This is a genomic window from Streptomyces violaceusniger Tu 4113 (genome assembly GCF_000147815.2).
Taxonomy (GTDB): Bacteria; Actinomycetota; Actinomycetes; order Streptomycetales; family Streptomycetaceae; genus Streptomyces; species Streptomyces violaceusniger_A.
In genome coordinates this window covers 3,836,484-3,852,379 of record NC_015957.1, presented here as the reverse complement: position 1 = coordinate 3,852,379, position 15,896 = coordinate 3,836,484, and the positions used below count along the sequence as shown (strand labels likewise).

Below are 15,896 nucleotides of genomic sequence, written 5' to 3'. Positions count from 1 at the left end.
GAGAGCGCTTTCACGCGTCGATCGCGCCGAGCCTAGCGAGCCAGGGGGGAAAGTCCAGACCAAGACCGTGATCGGTCACACTCGGAAACGGATGCCGCGGCGGGCTCACGGGGCGTCGTCCGGATTCCAGTTGAGCAGCCGCACCTGGGCGACGGTGCGGACATGGCGGCGCATGGCCGCGGCGGCGGCCTTCGGGCGGCGCTCGGCGATGGCGTCCAGGATGCTCTGGTGCTGGCCGAGCGACCGCCTGGGACGGCCGGGCTGACGCAGCGACTCCTCGCGGCTCTCGGCGATCTGGTCGGCGATGGAGCGCATGAACTCGCCGAGCAGCGGGCTGTGCGCGGCCGCGGTGACGGCGGCGTGGAAGCGGCGGTCGCCCTCGACGCCGTGGCGCCCGGACTCGATCTCGTCCTCCATCCAGATCAGGGCCTGCTGAAGGGCCATGAGGTCGTCGTCGGTGCGGCGCTCGGCGGCGAGTTCGGCCAGCTTGGTCTCCAACGCCTCGCGGGCGTCGAGCACATCGGGCAGCCTGCGGCGGCGCTCGACCAGCCGCTCGACCGGCTCGGTGTCGAGGCTGTCGCGCAGCAGGCACATACCGCCGCCCTGGCGCACCTCGACGAGCCCCTGCACCTCGAGGACGACGATGGCCTGTTTGACGGAGGCGCGGCTGATGCCGAGGCGCTGGGCCAGCTCGCGCTCGGTCGGCAGCCGGTCGCCCGCGCGCAGCCCGCCCTCCTCGACGTAGGCGCGCAGCCTCTCCAGCACCTGCTCGTACAGGCGCTGACGGCTCATCGGGCGCAGCGCGTCACCGGCCATACGGGCTCCCCCCATCGCGGTTTGTGACGGCCCCGATTCGCAGCGTAGCACCGGGTGGAGGGATGGTGCGGCGGTCTGACGGACCGGTGGAGCATTGGTCAATTGGCTGAGCCAATCTGCCACCGATGTCTTGACTGCCGAACCGCCCGGCCCCCAACGTGAGTCAGCCAGCAGGCCACTTGGCCCGACCGTCCCCGGTCCGCCGACCGGGTCCCCGTGACGGGAGCGCTCGATGTCCGACGAATTGATCTCGATACTCGTGCTGGTGGTGGTCTTCGTCATCGCCACCACTCGTTCGATCAACATGGGCGCCCTGTCCTTCGCCGCCGCCTTCGGCGTGGGCGAGCTGGTCGCCGACTTCAGCGCGGACCATATCTTCGCCGGGTTCCCGGGCGATCTGTTCGTGGTGCTGGTGGGGGTGACGTATCTGTTCGCCCTCGCCCGGGCGAATGGCACCACCGACTGGCTGGTGCACGCCTCGATCCGGCTGGTGGGCGGGCGGGTCGCGCTGATCCCCTGGGTGATGTTCGCGATCAGCGGGGTGCTGACCGCGATCGGGGCGGTGAGCCCGGCGGCGGTCGCGATCGTCGCCCCGCTCGCGCTCTCCTTCGCCGCGCGGTACCGCATCAGCCCGCTGCTGATGGGCGCCATGGTGGTGCACGGCGCCCAGGGCGGCGGCTTCTCCCCCATCAGCATCTACGGCTCGATCGTCAACGGCATCGTGGACCGGGAGAAGCTGCCCGGCAACGAGGTCACGCTGTTCCTCGCGAGCCTGGTGGTCAACCTGATCATCGCCGCCGTCGTCTTCGTCGTCTGCGGCGGGCTGAAGCTCCCCAGGGCCGCCGTCGCCGCCGGGGAGGAGCGGGCGGACGGCGCCGGGGAGGCACCGGCCGACGCGGAGGGCCGTCTCACCCCGGCCCGTATCGCCACGCTGAGCGCGCTGGTGGTGCTGGTGGTCGCGGTGCTCGCCTTCAACCTGGACGCCGGGCTCACCTCGATCACCCTCGCCGTGGCCCTGAGCGTCTTCTGGCCGGACCACGGCAAGAAGGCCGTCAACGAGGTCACCTGGCCCACCGTGCTGCTGATCTGCGGTGTGCTCACCTATGTCGGGGTGCTGGACGAGATGGGCACCATCGACTACGCGGGCAAGGCGGTCAGCGACATCGGGATTCCGCTGCTCGCCGCCCTGCTGCTCTGCTACATCGGCGCGATCGTCTCCGCGTTCGCCTCCTCGGTGGGCATCATGGGCGCGCTGATCCCGCTCGCCGTTCCCTTCCTGGCCCAGGGCGACATCGGCGCGGTGGGAATGATCGCGGCCCTCGCGGTGTCGGCGACCGTCGTCGACGTCAGCCCCTTCTCGACCAACGGGGCGCTGGTGCTGGCCAACGCGCCGGATGTGGACCGGGACCGGTTCTTCCGGCAACTGATGGTCTACGGCGGGATCATGGTGGTCGCGGTGCCCCCGGTCGTCTGGCTGGCGTTGGTGGTCCCCGGCCTCGGCTGAGCGGGCCGACGGGGACTCCCACCCCGGGTTCGGCCCGCGCCTTCAGCCGGGCGGCAGCGGAACCCAGCGGGATTCCCCCGGGGCGACGGTCAGCGAGCGGTCGGCGAGCCGCACCTCGATCGGGGATTCCTCCGAGTCCGGCACGCTGATCCACAGCCTCCCGGCCCGCACCCGCAGGGCGACGCCCCAATGGCCGCGATAGCGCACCGAGAACCGGTACTCCGACAGCCCGGACAGCTCGGGGAGCGGCACCGGATCCAGCCACAGCGCGTCCTCACGGGTCTCCAGCCCGGTCAGGCCGCGCTGCACCAGATCGAGGGTGCCGCCCATGGCGCCGAGGTGGATGCCCTCGCCGGTGGTGCCGCCCTGGACGTCCGCCACGTCGCCGAGCAGCGCCTCCTGGCAGTGCCGCCACGCCTCGGCCCGGCGCGCCCGCACCAGCACCCAGCCGTGCACCAGCTCGCTGAGGGTCGAGCCATGGCTGGTCCGGGGCAGGTAGTACGCCACGGTGGCCCGCCAGACGTCGTCGTCCAGGACGTAGCCGAGCCGCCGGAAGAGGCCCGACAGCTCGGCGGGGGCGAAGAGGTATCCGAGCATCAGCGCGTCGGCCTGCTTGGATGCCTGATAGCGGTTGACGGAGTCGCCCTCGGACTCCAGGATCCGGTCCAGCCGGCGGATGTCGCCGTAGCGGGCGCGGTAGCCGTCCCAGTCGAGTTCGGCCAGCCCCCCGTAGCCCTCGAACTGGCTGATGACGCCCCGGTGGAAGGGGACCAGCAGCCGCCGTGAGACGTCCTCCCAGCGCTCCGGCTCCGCGCGGTCCAGGCCCACCCGCTCGAACAGCTCACGGCGGCGCGGCTCGGGCAGCGTGCGGGCCAGCTCCAGGGCCCGGTCGAGCACCCAGGCGGCGGTGACGTTGGTGTACGCGTTGTCGTCGATCCCGGGGCGGTCGGTGCCGGGATAGCCGTCGTGGTACTCGTCGGGCCCGACCACCCCGCGGATGCGGTACCGCCCGTGGTCCGGATCCATGACGGCGGTGTCCGCCCAGAAGCGGGCGATCTGCACCAGCATCTCGGCGCCCTTGGTGTACAGGAAGTCGGTGTCGCCGCTGGCCTGGCAGTACTGCCACACGTTGTACGCCACCGCCGAGCCCACATGGTGCTGCAGCCGGGAGTGGTCCGGCAGCCAGCGGCCGGAGCGCGGGTTCAGATGCAGCGTCTGGGTCTCCTCGCGCCCGTCGCCGCCGCTCTGCCACGGGTACATCGCCCCGGCCCGCCCGGCGTCCGCGGCGGCGCGGCACGCCTGGGGCAGCCGCCGGTGGCGGTAGTGCAGCAGGGCCCGGGACACCTCGGGGAAGTGCAGGTTCAGATACGACAGCACGAACAGCTCGTCCCAGAAGACATGGCCGCGGTACGCCTCGCCGTGGAGGCCGCGGGCCGGGACGCCCACGTCCAGTTCCGCGGTGTGCGGCGAGAGCGTCTGCAGGATGTGGAACAGGTGCAGCCGCAGGATGTGGCCCGCCTCGCCGGGGACCTCCAACGCGGCCTCGCGCCACAGGTGTTCCCATGCGGTGCGGTGGGAGGCCAGCAGCTTCCCGAACTCCGGCGCCCGGGCCACCGCGTCGAGGGCGGCCTGGGTCGGATCGCTCATCGCGGGGTCCTTGGAGGTGTACACCGCCACGGTCTTCTCCACGGTGACCGGAGCGTCGGGCCCGACCGGCACGGCCAGGGTGCGCATCACCGCGCTCTCGGTGAGCCGCTGCCCGCCGGCGGTGGGCGCGCCGCGGACGGCCCGGGTGCGCGCGGCCATGGCCACGCGCACCTCGGAGGTGGTGGTGCGGCAGCTCAGCCATACGGTGTCGGGGCCCGCGGCGCCGGTGCGCCGGTCGACGAGATGGCGGCCGGACAGCGCGGCGTAGCGGGCCACACCAGTGTTGGCCACGGCACCGTCGAGCCCCGACTCCAGCTCGACGGTGCCGGACCAGCCCTCGGCCCGGAAGGTGACGCGCATCGCCGCCAGGTGCGAATCGCCCATGTGGACGAGCCGCTCCTGGTCGACGTGGAGCACCCGGCCGTGCCGGTCGGTGTACCGCAGCCGCCGCAGGAGGGTGCCGTGCCGGAGGTCGAGGGTCTGCCGGTAGCCGGTCAGCTCGGCCCCGTCGGGTGTGAGCCAGCCGCCGGTGCCGGCGGGCCGGTCCGGGTCGTGGACGCGGTAGCGCAGCGGCAGCCAGTTCGGCAGGTTGACCAGGTCCTCGTTCTGGACCTGCCGTCCGCCGATCACCGACGTCAGCCGGTTGTAGCAGCCCGCCACATAGGTGCCCGGGTAGTGCGTCTCATCGGCGGCCGCCTCGCAGGCCGCACCCCGGGTGGCGAGATAGCCGTTGCCGAGCGTGCACAGCGACTCGCGCAACCGCTCCTCGCCGGGCTCATAGCCCTCGTACTCCCACACCCAGTCCGCCACGGCCGCTCACCGGTTCTCCTCCCTCGACACCCCCATTGTCTTCCGGGCGGCGGGACTTCACCGGCTGCGCCGCGCCCCCGCGCGGCGGGCGCTCAGCAGAGCTTGTAGTCGACCCGGCTGCTGTTGTACGAGCAGGTGTCGACCGTGGAGCCGCCGGTCTTGCGGAGGGTGGCCTTGTCGGCGTCGTTGTTCCAGACGTACGCCCGGCGGTCCTGGTACTTGGTGGCCGAGGTGTCGGAGCCGATGCCGGTCCGGACGGTCACGGTCTTGCCCGCGCCGAGGGTGTAGCTCGGGAAGGTGTACTTGTGGTTGCTCGCGTCGACGAGCACCCAGCCCTTGAGGCTGGCCCCGCGCGAGGTGGAGTTCTTGATCTGGACGTACTCGCCGTTGAGGCTGGAAGTGCTCCGGTTGTCCGGGCCGGGCGAGTCGTAGTAGATCTTGGAAAGGTGTACGGAGCCCGCGGCACCGGCGGGCGTCGCCGGGTACAGCAGGGCGATCGCGCAGCCGGCGGCGACCGCCGCGCCGATGCGGGCGGTGTATGCGGACATGAGGTCCCCCCTTGCGTCGTGCATGGTGAAGCAGTGGTGACGCAGGACGGACGGGCGGCCGCGCCCGAAGATGGTTTGGAGTCAGCGAGCTGACTCCTTCGGTGCGGCCGTCCGTCCGTCTTCCCCCCACCTGTGTGGAGGACCAGACTGGACCACGGCTGAACGCGGCGGCAGGGCTGCGCGGCCCTTGCTCCAGGGCCGTATGGCCCTAGCGCGGATCCGATCCGCGGCTCTATCCGGCGGGGGGGGGCGCCGGGGGTGAGGCGGCGTCAGCGGCCCAACTGCGCACCGCCGTTGATGTGCAGGACCTGGCCGGTGACGTACGCGGCCTCCGGGGAGGCCAGATAGCGGATGGCGGCCGCGATCTCGACGGGCGTCCCGGGCTGTCCGGTGAGCGTCTGCCCGATCTGCTGGGCGATGAACTCGGGCGTGCCGCGATCGCCGAAGAACTCGGTGTCCTCGACATAGCCGGGGGCCACCGCGTTGGCGGTGACGCCCTCCGGGCCGAGCCGCTTGGCCAGCTCGAAGGTGTAGGTGTGCAGCGCGGCCTTGGTGCCGCCGTACGATCCGGGGCCGCGCAGCGCCGCGACCGAGGACAGATGGACGATCCGGCCGCCGGGCCGGGTGAGGTGGGGCAGCAGCGCCTCGGTGAGCAGTACGGCGGTCAGCACGTTGGCCGCGAAGTTCCGCTGGTACTGGTCGGCGATGCCTTCGAGGGTGCCGTCGTTGGAGGCCGCGACATTGCCGCCGGCGTTGGTGACGACGACGTCAACCCCGCCGTCCGCCGCGATGAACTCGGCGGCGCGCCGAGTCTGTTCCGGGTCGCTGAGGTCCGCACTGGTCCAGGTGACCAGGTCGGGGCCGTAGGCGGCGTTGAGCTTGTCCGCCGCCGTGCGCAGCACCTCGGCGCGGCGCCCGAGGATGACCACTCGGTCCCCTTCGGCGGCGAAGGTCTCCGCGGCCGCCAGTCCTATGCCGGTACCGCCGCCCGACACCACGATCCGTCGCCCCATCACGGGCCTCCTCCGTGCAGCTTATTGAATTCCAGTCACATCTATGAACCGCACGCTAGGGAGAAAGCGCATTCCCGTCAAGGCTCAGGACCCAACAGGCAGGCTGTTGCCTTGCGTTCACTATTGACAGGTTCTGTTGGGGATGGCGCAATGGCGGCGCCCCACTTGTCCCAGCAACAGCCTCAGTAGCTGTTCCAGCAAGGAGGACATGTGCGTTTTCGTTCATCTTTCGCCAGATCCGTGGTCGCGACCGTGGCCTTGGCGCTTGGCGCGCTCGGTCTGCTGACCGGTCCAGGTCCGGCCGCGGCCGACACCCCCTCCGACGACTCCCCGGTCGTCCAGGGCCTCCGCGGCGACTACTACCTCCAGTCCGCCCCGGGGGCCTTCGACTTCCATGAGCTGAAGGCCACCAGCCTCGACACCGCCCTGGACTTCGACAATCTGGATCCGCGGCTGCAGGCGACCACCGGACGGTCCGACGACGTCAGCGTCCGCTGGACCGGCCAGATCACACCGGAGCGCTCCGGTGCGCACACCTTCTCGATCACCGGCGACAACGGCTTCCGGCTGTGGATCGACGGCAAACCGGTCATCGACCACTGGGTGGACGACTGGGACAAGGAGCAGACCTCCCAGCCCGTCGAGCTCACCGCGGGCAAGGCGTACGACATCAAGGTCGAGTACTTCGAGCACTACGGCGGCTCCAACCTCCATCTGTCCTGGACCCCGCCGGGAGCGGCCAAGGCGCCCGTACCCGCGTCCGCCTTCCGGCTGCCCGCCGACTTCGACTACGACGGCCCCCTGGCCAGCGCCGTCCAGCCCGACGGCCGCACCCTGCTGCTGGACTTCGCCCAGCCCCTGACCGCTCCCCCGGCCGATCTGACGTCACATCTGACCGCGGTCATCGGCGGCGCGGCCTGGCCGCTCGGGCGCGCCCGGCTGGACGCTTCCGACCCGTCCCGGCTGCTGCTCGCCCTGAAGGAGCCGGTGGTCGGCCGCGGTGGCGAGGCGGTCGTGCGCTACGACGGCGAGGGCGGCCTGGAGGACGGTGACGGCGCCATCGAGCCGTATGTGTCCTTCGGCGGCAACACGTCGACGTATCAGCTCAGCACTCCCTGGGCCAAGGACGTCGGCCCGGACAACGCCCACCCCGAGTACCCGCGCCCCCAGCTCACCCGCGATCAGTGGCGCAACCTCAACGGCGACTGGCAGTTCGCCGCCGCGAAGGAGGGGGAGAAGCCCCCCGTCGGGCAGCGGCTCAAGGAGCGGATCCTGGTGCCGTACCCGGTGGAGTCCAAGCTCTCCGGCGTGGAGCGCCATGAGGACCGCATGTGGTACCGGCGGACGTTCACCGTGCCGGACGACTGGAAGGTCGGCGACGGAAAGCGGTTGCGGCTGAACTTCGACGCCGTCGACTGGCAGGCCGAGGTGTATGTCAACGGCACCCGGGTGGCCGACCACCGCGGCGGCTACGACCGGTTCAGCGCCGATGTCACCGACGCCCTGCGGCCGGGCCGCACCCAGGAGCTGATCGTCGGCGTCTACGACCCGACGGACGCGGCCGACGGCGAGAACCCGCCGATGGGCAAGCAGCGCCTCGACCCCAGCGGCATCTTCTACACCCCCTCCTCCGGCATCTGGCAGACCGTCTGGATGGAGCCGGTCGCCACCGACCACGTGGACACGCTCAAGCTGACCCCGGACGTCCCCGGCGAGACCCTCACCACCGAGGTCCGCGGGGTGCGGGACGGCGTCCCGGTCACCGCCACCGCCTACGACGGACGGCGCGTGATCGGCACCGCCACCGGGCGCACCGGGAAGCCGCTGACCGTCCCCGTGCCCTCGCCGCATCTGTGGTCCCCCGACGATCCGCATCTGTACCAGCTCAAGGTCACGGTCGGCCGGGGCGCCTCGGCGGACCGGGTGGAGAGCTACTTCGGCATGCGGAGCATCGCCGTCAAGGAGGTGGACGGCAAGAAGCGTACGGTGCTCAACGGGAAGCCGATCTTCTCCATGGCCACCCTCGACCAGGGGTTCTGGCCCGACGGGCTGCACACCGCGCCGACCGACGAGGCCCTCGCGTACGACCTGAAGATGCACAAGCGCATGGGCTTCAACTCGGTGCGCAAGCACATCAAGGTCGAGCCCGACCGCTGGTACTACTGGGCCGACCGGCTGGGCCTGATGGTGTGGCAGGACATGCCCGCCATGAATACGGTCACCCCGTCCGAGAAGGCGCAGGCGCAGTACGAGCACGAGATGAAGCGGATGATCGACCAGCACGTCAGCAGTCCGTCGATCGCCATCTGGGTCACCTTCAACGAGAGCTGGGGCCAGTACGGCGGCCCGAAGGTGCCCGAGCTCGCCAAGGGCTGGGACCCCACTCGGCTCATCGACGGCGCCAGCGGCTGGAACGACACCGGCAACGGCGACCTCGCCGATATTCACGCCTATCCAGGGCCGGGCGATCCGCGCCCCGACGCCTCACGGGCGGGCGTCACCGGCGAGTACGGCGGCCTGGGCCTGGCCATACCGGGACATGCCTGGCCCGTGCAGCACACCTATGTCGGCGTGGACAAGGACCAGTACACCGAGGAGTATCTGAAGCTGCTGGACAAGGTGCGCGAGCTGGTCGCGTGCAACGGCAGCAGCGGAGCCGTCTACACCCAGATCACGGATGTGGAGGGCGAGCTCAACGGGCTGCTCACCTATGACCGCAAGGAGATCAAGCCCGATGTGGAGCGGCTGCGCCGGGCCCATCAGGCGCTGATCCGCGACGCGGCGGACCCGGCGTCCATGGAGTGCACCACGTAAGCACACGGCTCGGCCATGGTGATGACCCGTTCCGGGGCGCGGCAGCCCCGGGGCGGGTCATTCCGTCGCCAGCGCCTCGATGACGGCGACCGTACGGTCCACCACCACGTCGTACAGCCTGCTCTGGGCTCGCGGCAGCCTCGACAGCAGCGGGGCGACCGCTTCCCGCTCCTCCTGGGGGTAGAGGGCCAGCGCCTCGCTCAGGGCGTCCAGCTTGCGGGCGGAGACGGGGCCGCGGTGGGTCTCGTAGACCGCGTGGCCGATGACGGTGGAGCCGATGAGGGTCACCGCCAGCGCGAGATCGTCCTCGGTCAGCCGCAGGGGGCGCAGCATCCGGGTCAGGGTCACCAGGGAGGAGATCCGGGCGGGCTGCTGAGTGGCGGCCATATAGGGGAGCAACTGGCGGTGGGGCAGCAGATAGTCGCGGCTGCTGTGCATCCAGGCGCGCAGCCGCTCCTGCCAGGTCTCCCCCGGCGGGTCCTTGTGCTGGGTCTCGGCCAGGACCCGGTCGGCCACGGCCTGGAGGAGATCGTCGCGATCGGGGAAGTAGCGGTAGAGCGCCATGGGGGCGGAACCGACCGCCTCGGCCACCTTCTTGACGGTCAGCGCGACCTCCGGCTCGCGGAGCGCCAGCTCCGCGGCGCTGCGGACGATCTGCTCGCGCGACAGGCGGGGCGGGCGCCCACGTCCCCTGCGGACGGTCCCCTCCGCGGTCCCGGCCATCCGGTGTCCTTTCGCTCGCCCCCGTCGTACCAGGCCCCAAGGCTACGCAAGTCGGCTCGGGTGCCGCTCGTGGCCGTCCGCCGCCTTGAACGCGGTCTCTTGAACGCCGCCTCGCGCCGTGCCGGCTTGAATGCTCCCCCTCCTGGGACGACGCCCGATCCCGATGTACAGACCCTCCGCGCCGCAGGCCGGGGAGACGGCTCCTCCCGGGCGTCAACGTCGGGGCATCCTCGCCAGCCGCAAGTGAACTGCGAGAGGACCTGTCGGAGACGGCGGAGGCGCCCCGGACGGCTATATTTGACGTACCAGTTACACAAATTTATGCGACACTGCTGCCGCACCTGACGTGGATCGTCCGCGCCCCGACGAAGGACCACCGTGACTTCCTTACCTCCGACCCCCGATGCCCCCGAAACGGGGATGACCGCCCACCCGCCGCGCTCCGGACCGGTGGTCGCCGTCCTGGCGTTCGGCGGAATCGTCGTCTCCCTGATGCAGACCCTCGTCGTGCCGCTGATCCCGGACCTCCCGGGGCTGCTGCACACCTCGGCCTCGGACGCCTCCTGGGCGATCACCGCCACCCTGCTCGCCGGCGCCGTGGCCACCCCCGTACTGGGCCGGCTCGGCGATATGTACGGCAAGCGGCGGACGCTGCTGCTCAGCCTGACGATGCTGGTGGTCGGATCGGTGGTGTGCGCACTCTCCGACGCGCTCGCGCCCATGATCGTCGGCCGTGCGCTCCAGGGCTTCTCCGCGGGCGTGATCCCGCTGGGCATCAGCATCATGCGGGACGAGTTGCCCGCCGAACGGCTCGGCTCGGCGATGGCCCTGATGAGCTCCTCGCTGGGCGTCGGCGGCGCACTCGGCCTGCCCGGCGCCGCGGCGCTGGCCGAACACGCCGACTGGCATGTGCTGTTCTGGGTCTCGGCGAGCCTGGGCGTGGTGGTGATCGCGCTGGTGCTGGCGCTCGTACCGGAGTCCCCGGTGCGCGGCGGCGGGCGATTCGACCTGGTGGGCGCCATCGGGCTGTCGGCCGGGCTGCTCTGTCTGCTGCTGGCCGTCTCCAAGGGCGCCGACTGGGGTTGGGCCAGCACGACCACCATCGGGCTGTTCGGCGGCGCGGTGGTCGTGCTGCTGCTGTGGAGCCGGTGGGAGCTGCGGGTGACCGGGCCGCTGGTGGATCTGCGCACCACCGTCCGGCGTCAGGTGCTGCTGACCAATCTGGCCTCCATCGTCATCGGCTTCGCGATGTTCGGGATGTCGCTGGTGCTGCCGCAACTCCTGCAGATGCCCGAGGCGACGGGGTACGGACTGGGCCAGTCGATGATGACCGCCGGTCTGTGCCTGGGCCCGTCCGGTCTGGTGATGATGGCCATCTCACCGCTGTCGGCGCGGATTACGGCCACCTCGGGCCCCAAGGTGTCGCTGATGCTCGGCGCGGGGGTGATCGCCGCCGGGTACGGCATGGGCGTCTTCCTGATGGACGCCGCATGGCAGGTCGTGATCATCTCGTGTGTGATCGGCGCCGGGATCGGCCTCGCCTACTCCGCCATGCCCGCGCTGATCATGTCGGCGGTTCCGGTGTCCGAGACGGGCGCGGCCAACGGCCTCAACACTCTGATGCGGTCCATCGGCACCTCGACCGCCAGTGCCGTGGTGGGCGTCGTCCTCGCCCATATGACCACCGCGTTCGGGCCCACCGAGGTCCCGTCCCTGAACGGCTTCCGCACCGCCTTCGTGATCGGCGGCGGCGCCGCGCTGGTGGCGCTCGCGGTCGCCTCGCTGCTGCCGGGCCGCGGTCCGGACCGGCTCACGGCCCCGTCGGAGCGGTCCGGCACACCGCAGCCGGTGGCGGGCCGCTGACCCAGGGCCGACGACCGACGGCCGACAGCCGCAGTCACCTCGCAGCCGCCCGTGTCTCCCCGCCCGCCCGCGTGGCGGAAGGGGGGATACGGGCGGCTTTGTCGTGGCGGGGGCGCATACGGGCCATCATGTGGACAGCGGTTGACGGAACGGGCCTGTGCGGGGCTGAATGATGCGGGTGAGGACTGAGCTGCCCCTGGTCACACGCGACCACATCGACTTCGGTCGGGTGTGGTCCGCCTCCTGTTCCGGCTGACCCGGCAGCGGGCCGTCCCACCGGCCGCCCTCTTCTGATCTCGGACTCCTCTGATCTCGGACTCCTCTGATCGCAGGGCCCTCGTCTGCCACTTCCGCGCCTGACGCGCCATCACCCCGCGAACCGCGCCACTTTCCGGTTCCGGGGTGCTTCTCCCCTGTTCCGCTTCGCCCCCCTTTCCCGCTTCCCGAAAGGTCACCCCATGTCCGTGGAGTTCCTCGGCACCGCCGCCACCGACGACGGCTCGCAGCCCGGTCCGCGCTCCGGCGCGGCCTTCGCGGCCGACCCCCCGCACCGGCTGACAGTGGCCCGGGTGACCGTGGACGATCCGCGGGTCGAGCCGCTGCTGCGCGAGCTGGCGTACGAGTACTCCACCCGCTACGGCAGGGCTGCCGACCGTGAGCTGAACCGCTATCCGGCCGAGGAGTTCGCCCCGCCGCACGGGGAGCTGCTTCTGCTGCTGGAGGGCGGAGAGCCGGTCGCCGGGGGTGCGTACCGGCGGTACGACGAGCGAACGGCGGAGCTCAAGCGGATCTGGACGCACTCGGGCCATCGGCGGCGCGGGCTGGCCCGCCGGGTGGTGACGGAGTTGGAGCGGTCGGCCGCCGAGCGCGGCTACCGCCGGATCTACCTCACCACCGGGCCCCGCCAGCCGGAGGCGCGCGGGCTGTATCTGGCCACCGGCTACACCCCGCTGTTCGATATCTCGGCCGACCCGGAGACCATCGGCCCGCTCCCCTTCGAAAAGGGGCTGTAGGCCCGGCGGAGCCCCGTCCGCCGACACCCGTCCGTCCGCCCGCCCGGCCGCTCCGGGCGGACGGGCACATTCCTCCGTTTACGGTTGACCGTTCTGTGTCAACTGTTGGTGAACGCCCCCACGTGCGGTTTTAGGATGCGGTAATTCTGCCGCGACCCGACCGCCCGAAGGCACACCATGACCAAAGTCCCGAACGTCGATGCACTACCCGAGCCAACCGTGCTCAAACGCGCGAAGCGACGGCGTCCCGGACTTCTGGTGGCCAATGGGATCGTGCTGGTACTGGCCGCGATGGCGGTCACCACGATATTCACCAACCCTCGTTTCGAGTGGAACACCGTCGCGAAGTACTTCTTTGAAATCCGGGTGCTGAAGGGCATCGGGGTCAGCATCGGAATGACCGCGGTGACCATGGCGATTTCTCTGGCTTCCGGCACCCTGGTCGCTCTTATGCGGATGGGCGACTCCCGGCTTATGTCCACGGTCGCGGCGGCGTTTATCTGGGTTTTCCGCAGCATTCCCATGCTGGTGCAGCTACTGTTCTGGTACAACCTCGCCGCCTTGTTTCCGACACTGTCCCTCGGCATTCCCTGGGGGCCGCGTTTCGTCACCTTCGACTCGAACGACGTCATCGGCCCGCTGACCGCCGCGATCATCGGCCTGACCCTCCATGAGACCGCGTACATCGCGGAGTTGATCCGTTCGGGGCTGCTCGCGGTACCCGACGGACAGCATCAGGCGGCGTCCGCGCTGGGGTTGACGCCGGCTCAGATCTTCTTCCGCATCACCCTCCCCCAGGCGCTGCGGGTCATCGTCCCACCGATGGGAAATGAGCTGATATCTCTCCTCAAGGCCACCTCCCTCGTCAGCGTGATCACCCTGGCCGACCTGCTCTACTCGGTCCAGCTCATTTACGCCAAGAACTTCCAGACCGTTCCGCTGTTGATCGTGGCCGCCATTTGGTACATGATCATCACTGGCGTCATCACTCTTCTGCAGCAGCGCCTGGAGCGACGTCTGGGACGGCACACCCTGATTTCGGCCGACAAGGCCGGGAAAGTGAAGAGGATCGAGCACTCGGTATGACCGTGGCATCGGAAAAGCAATCGCAGGCGGTCGTCTCCCTGCGTGGGATCCGTAAGTCGTTCCGTGGCACCGAGGTGTTGCACGGCATCTCCCTGGATATCCACCGAGGTGAGACGGTCTGTCTGATCGGTCCCTCCGGATCCGGAAAGAGCACGCTGCTGCGCTGCGTCAATCACCTCGAGGTGCCGGACCAGGGCGTGGTGGTGGTCGACGGCAGCGTCATCGGCTACCAGCTTCGCGGCCGCACTCTGCATGAGCTGGGCCCGCGGGAGCTGGCCGCCCAACGCTCGGCGATGGGCATGGTGTTCCAGAGCTTCAATCTGTTCCCGCACCTGACCGCCCGCGAGAACATCGTGGAGGCACCGCGCCGGGTGCTCGGGCTCTCCAAGACCCAAGCCGACAAGCGGGCCGTGGAGCTGATGACCCGGGTCGGGCTCGCCCACAAGCTGGACAGCTATCCCGACAAGCTCTCCGGCGGTCAGCAGCAGCGGGTGGCCATCGCCCGCGCCCTGGCGATGCGCCCCAAGGTGATGCTCTTCGACGAGCCGACCTCCGCCCTCGACCCCGAGATGGTGCAGGAGGTGCTCAGCGTCATCAGGGACCTGGCCCGCGAGGGCATGACGCTGGTCGTCGTCACCCATGAGATGCGCTTCGCCGCCGATATCGCTGACCGGATCGTTTTCATGGACGACGGCCGGATCGTCGAAGAAGGTGCACCCGGCCAGCTACTGCGCGCCCCCACACACGACCGCACCCGTACGTTCCTGTCGAAGGTCTCCCCATGAGCACTGGACTTCCCCTGCCCGCCAAGACCGTCCGGCGCCTGGAGCTGTGGGACTCCTACCGCTCGTACCAGTATCTGGAGGCCGGGGAGGACTTCCGCGCCTTCGAGCTGGCGCCCGCCATCGGCCGGGTCCCCGGGTCCGCGCTGGAGTGGAGCGAGGACGTCGAGGTCCGCGCGCGGGACTTCGAGGAGCGCCATCCGGTGATCTCCGCGCATGACCATCTCTCGCTGCGCCCCGCGGATCCGGGCGACTTCGCCGACTACCGCCGCCAGGGCCGGGAGTCGATTCCCTACGAGGGCGTCGCCCACTCAGGGGTCGACCTGTTCTTCGACGGCGGCCCGGCCGCGGTGAGCATGATCCGCTCGCATGCCCCCTGGGACTGGGACGACACGGTCAGCGATCTGGCCATGCGCCAGGCGGACCTCGCCCATCAGCGGCTGGTGGCGCCCGTCCGTACGCTCGAGGAGGCCGACCGGGCGCGGGCCGGCGATCAGGTGGGGGTGGTGCTGACCCTGGAGTCCGCCTCCCCCATCGGCAATGACATCGACCGGCTCGATCTGCTCCACGGTCTGGGCGTCCGCCTGCTCGGCCTGGTCTACAGCGAGAGCAATCAGCTCGGTTCGGGGCTCGCCGACACCGGTGACACCGGTCTGACCCTGCTCGGCCGCCGGGCGTTGCGCCGGATGAACGACCTCGGGATCATCGTCGACGTCTCGCACAGCGGGGACGCGACGGCCCTGGACGCCGTGCGCCGCTCCGCAGCGCCCGTGGTGATCACCCATGCCGGGTCCCGGGCGCTGTGGCCGACTCCGCGGATGAAGCCGGACGATGTGATCCGGGCCTGCGCCGGCTCCGGCGGGTTCATCGGTGTCGAGGCGGCGCCGCATACGACCATCACCGCCCAGCACCCCCGGCACAGCCTGGACTCGGTGATGGAACACATCGAGCGCTGTATCGATCTGGTCGGCATCGACCATGTGGCCTTCGGCCCGGACACCAACTTCGGCGATCACACGGCCTGGCACCGGACGTTCGCCCCGCTCTTCGGCAAGGACGACGCGCACGACGGCAAGGCCCCCGAACTGCCGCCGCACGAGGAGGTCGCGTACGTACGCGGCTGTGAGAACCCCGCGGAGGCCGTCGGCAACATGATCCGGTGGCTGTTCGAGCGGGGCTACTCCGAAGCGGACGTGGCCAAGCTGGCCGGGGGCAACGTACGGCGGGTCGCCGAGACCGTCTGGGGCCGCTGACCGGTCCCGTTCTTCCGCATCCGC

At 70.4% G+C, this 15,896-nt stretch carries 12 protein-coding genes; 7 read left to right on the top strand and 5 right to left on the bottom strand.

What is annotated here, in order from left to right:
- Nucleotides 1–105: 105 nt before the first annotated feature.
- Entirely contained in the window at nucleotides 106–816 is a 711-nt protein-coding gene (locus STRVI_RS16695; RefSeq protein ID WP_014056836.1) for a FadR/GntR family transcriptional regulator, read from the bottom strand.
- A gap of 232 nt (nucleotides 817–1,048) precedes the next feature.
- Between STRVI_RS16695 and STRVI_RS16690 the strand changes: the two genes are divergently transcribed.
- Nucleotides 1,049–2,320 (top strand): SLC13 family permease, encoded by a 1,272-nt coding sequence (locus tag STRVI_RS16690; protein ID WP_014056835.1) that lies wholly within the window; start codon nucleotides 1,049–1,051, stop codon nucleotides 2,318–2,320.
- Between the two features lie 42 nt (nucleotides 2,321–2,362).
- Here the strand turns inward: STRVI_RS16690 and STRVI_RS16685 are convergent, their stop codons facing one another.
- From STRVI_RS16685 to STRVI_RS16675, 3 genes are all read right to left on the bottom strand, one after another.
- Nucleotides 2,363–4,777 (bottom strand): glycoside hydrolase family 65 protein, encoded by a 2,415-nt coding sequence (locus STRVI_RS16685; RefSeq protein ID WP_014056834.1) that lies wholly within the window; start codon nucleotides 4,775–4,777, stop codon nucleotides 2,363–2,365.
- A gap of 92 nt (nucleotides 4,778–4,869) precedes the next feature.
- Nucleotides 4,870–5,325 (bottom strand): lamin tail domain-containing protein, encoded by a 456-nt coding sequence (locus STRVI_RS16680; protein WP_014056833.1) that lies wholly within the window; start codon nucleotides 5,323–5,325, stop codon nucleotides 4,870–4,872.
- Between the two features lie 269 nt (nucleotides 5,326–5,594).
- Nucleotides 5,595–6,338, bottom strand: a complete 744-nt coding sequence (locus STRVI_RS16675; RefSeq protein WP_014056832.1) for an SDR family NAD(P)-dependent oxidoreductase — start codon at nucleotides 6,336–6,338, stop codon at nucleotides 5,595–5,597.
- A 252-nt stretch (nucleotides 6,339–6,590) separates the two neighbouring features.
- Here STRVI_RS16675 and STRVI_RS16670 point away from each other — a divergent pair, with 252 nt between their 5' ends.
- Nucleotides 6,591–9,152: a PA14 domain-containing protein gene (locus tag STRVI_RS16670; protein WP_251982638.1), complete on the top strand. Its 2,562-nt coding sequence runs from the start codon at nucleotides 6,591–6,593 to the stop codon at nucleotides 9,150–9,152.
- Between the two features lie 57 nt (nucleotides 9,153–9,209).
- Here STRVI_RS16670 and STRVI_RS16665 read toward each other — a convergent pair whose 3' ends face one another.
- Nucleotides 9,210–9,875: a TetR/AcrR family transcriptional regulator gene (locus STRVI_RS16665; protein ID WP_014056830.1), complete on the bottom strand. Its 666-nt coding sequence runs from the start codon at nucleotides 9,873–9,875 to the stop codon at nucleotides 9,210–9,212.
- 420 nt (nucleotides 9,876–10,295) lie between these two features.
- Between STRVI_RS16665 and STRVI_RS16660 the strand changes: the two genes are divergently transcribed.
- The 5 genes from STRVI_RS16660 (at nucleotide 10,296) to STRVI_RS16640 (ending at nucleotide 15,872) form a co-directional block, all read left to right on the top strand.
- The gene (locus STRVI_RS16660; protein ID WP_043236029.1) at nucleotides 10,296–11,738 is read left to right on the top strand and encodes an MFS transporter; all 1,443 of its coding nucleotides are present in this window, start codon (nucleotides 10,296–10,298) and stop codon (nucleotides 11,736–11,738) included.
- A 458-nt stretch (nucleotides 11,739–12,196) separates the two neighbouring features.
- Nucleotides 12,197–12,751 (top strand): GNAT family N-acetyltransferase, encoded by a 555-nt coding sequence (locus STRVI_RS16655; protein ID WP_014056828.1) that lies wholly within the window; start codon nucleotides 12,197–12,199, stop codon nucleotides 12,749–12,751.
- A 177-nt stretch (nucleotides 12,752–12,928) separates the two neighbouring features.
- The gene (locus STRVI_RS16650; protein ID WP_014056827.1) at nucleotides 12,929–13,837 is read left to right on the top strand and encodes an amino acid ABC transporter permease; all 909 of its coding nucleotides are present in this window, start codon (nucleotides 12,929–12,931) and stop codon (nucleotides 13,835–13,837) included.
- Nucleotides 13,834–14,622 (top strand): amino acid ABC transporter ATP-binding protein, encoded by a 789-nt coding sequence (locus tag STRVI_RS16645; protein ID WP_014056826.1) that lies wholly within the window; start codon nucleotides 13,834–13,836, stop codon nucleotides 14,620–14,622. Before STRVI_RS16650 ends, STRVI_RS16645 begins: the two co-directional genes overlap by 4 nt.
- Nucleotides 14,619–15,872 (top strand): dipeptidase, encoded by a 1,254-nt coding sequence (locus STRVI_RS16640; protein WP_014056825.1) that lies wholly within the window; start codon nucleotides 14,619–14,621, stop codon nucleotides 15,870–15,872. The genes STRVI_RS16645 and STRVI_RS16640 overlap by 4 nt, the downstream gene beginning before the upstream one ends.
- The last annotated feature ends 24 nt before the right edge of the window (nucleotides 15,873–15,896 follow it).

What these genes read in the sequence shown, in the direction of transcription:
- STRVI_RS16695 (WP_014056836.1), bottom strand. Translation starts at nt 816, where the DNA reads ATGGCCGGTGACGCGCTGCGCCCGATGAGCCGTCAGCGCCTGTACGAG.
- STRVI_RS16690 (WP_014056835.1), top strand. Translation starts at nt 1,049, where the DNA reads ATGTCCGACGAATTGATCTCGATACTCGTGCTGGTGGTGGTCTTCGTC.
- STRVI_RS16680 (WP_014056833.1), bottom strand. Translation starts at nt 5,325, where the DNA reads ATGTCCGCATACACCGCCCGCATCGGCGCGGCGGTCGCCGCCGGCTGC.
- STRVI_RS16675 (WP_014056832.1), bottom strand. Translation starts at nt 6,338, where the DNA reads ATGGGGCGACGGATCGTGGTGTCGGGCGGCGGTACCGGCATAGGACTG.
- STRVI_RS16665 (WP_014056830.1), bottom strand. Translation starts at nt 9,875, where the DNA reads ATGGCCGGGACCGCGGAGGGGACCGTCCGCAGGGGACGTGGGCGCCCG.
- STRVI_RS16660 (WP_043236029.1), top strand. Translation starts at nt 10,296, where the DNA reads ATGACCGCCCACCCGCCGCGCTCCGGACCGGTGGTCGCCGTCCTGGCG.
- STRVI_RS16655 (WP_014056828.1), top strand. Translation starts at nt 12,197, where the DNA reads ATGTCCGTGGAGTTCCTCGGCACCGCCGCCACCGACGACGGCTCGCAG.
- STRVI_RS16650 (WP_014056827.1), top strand. Translation starts at nt 12,929, where the DNA reads ATGACCAAAGTCCCGAACGTCGATGCACTACCCGAGCCAACCGTGCTC.
- STRVI_RS16645 (WP_014056826.1), top strand. Translation starts at nt 13,834, where the DNA reads ATGACCGTGGCATCGGAAAAGCAATCGCAGGCGGTCGTCTCCCTGCGT.
- STRVI_RS16640 (WP_014056825.1), top strand. Translation starts at nt 14,619, where the DNA reads ATGAGCACTGGACTTCCCCTGCCCGCCAAGACCGTCCGGCGCCTGGAG.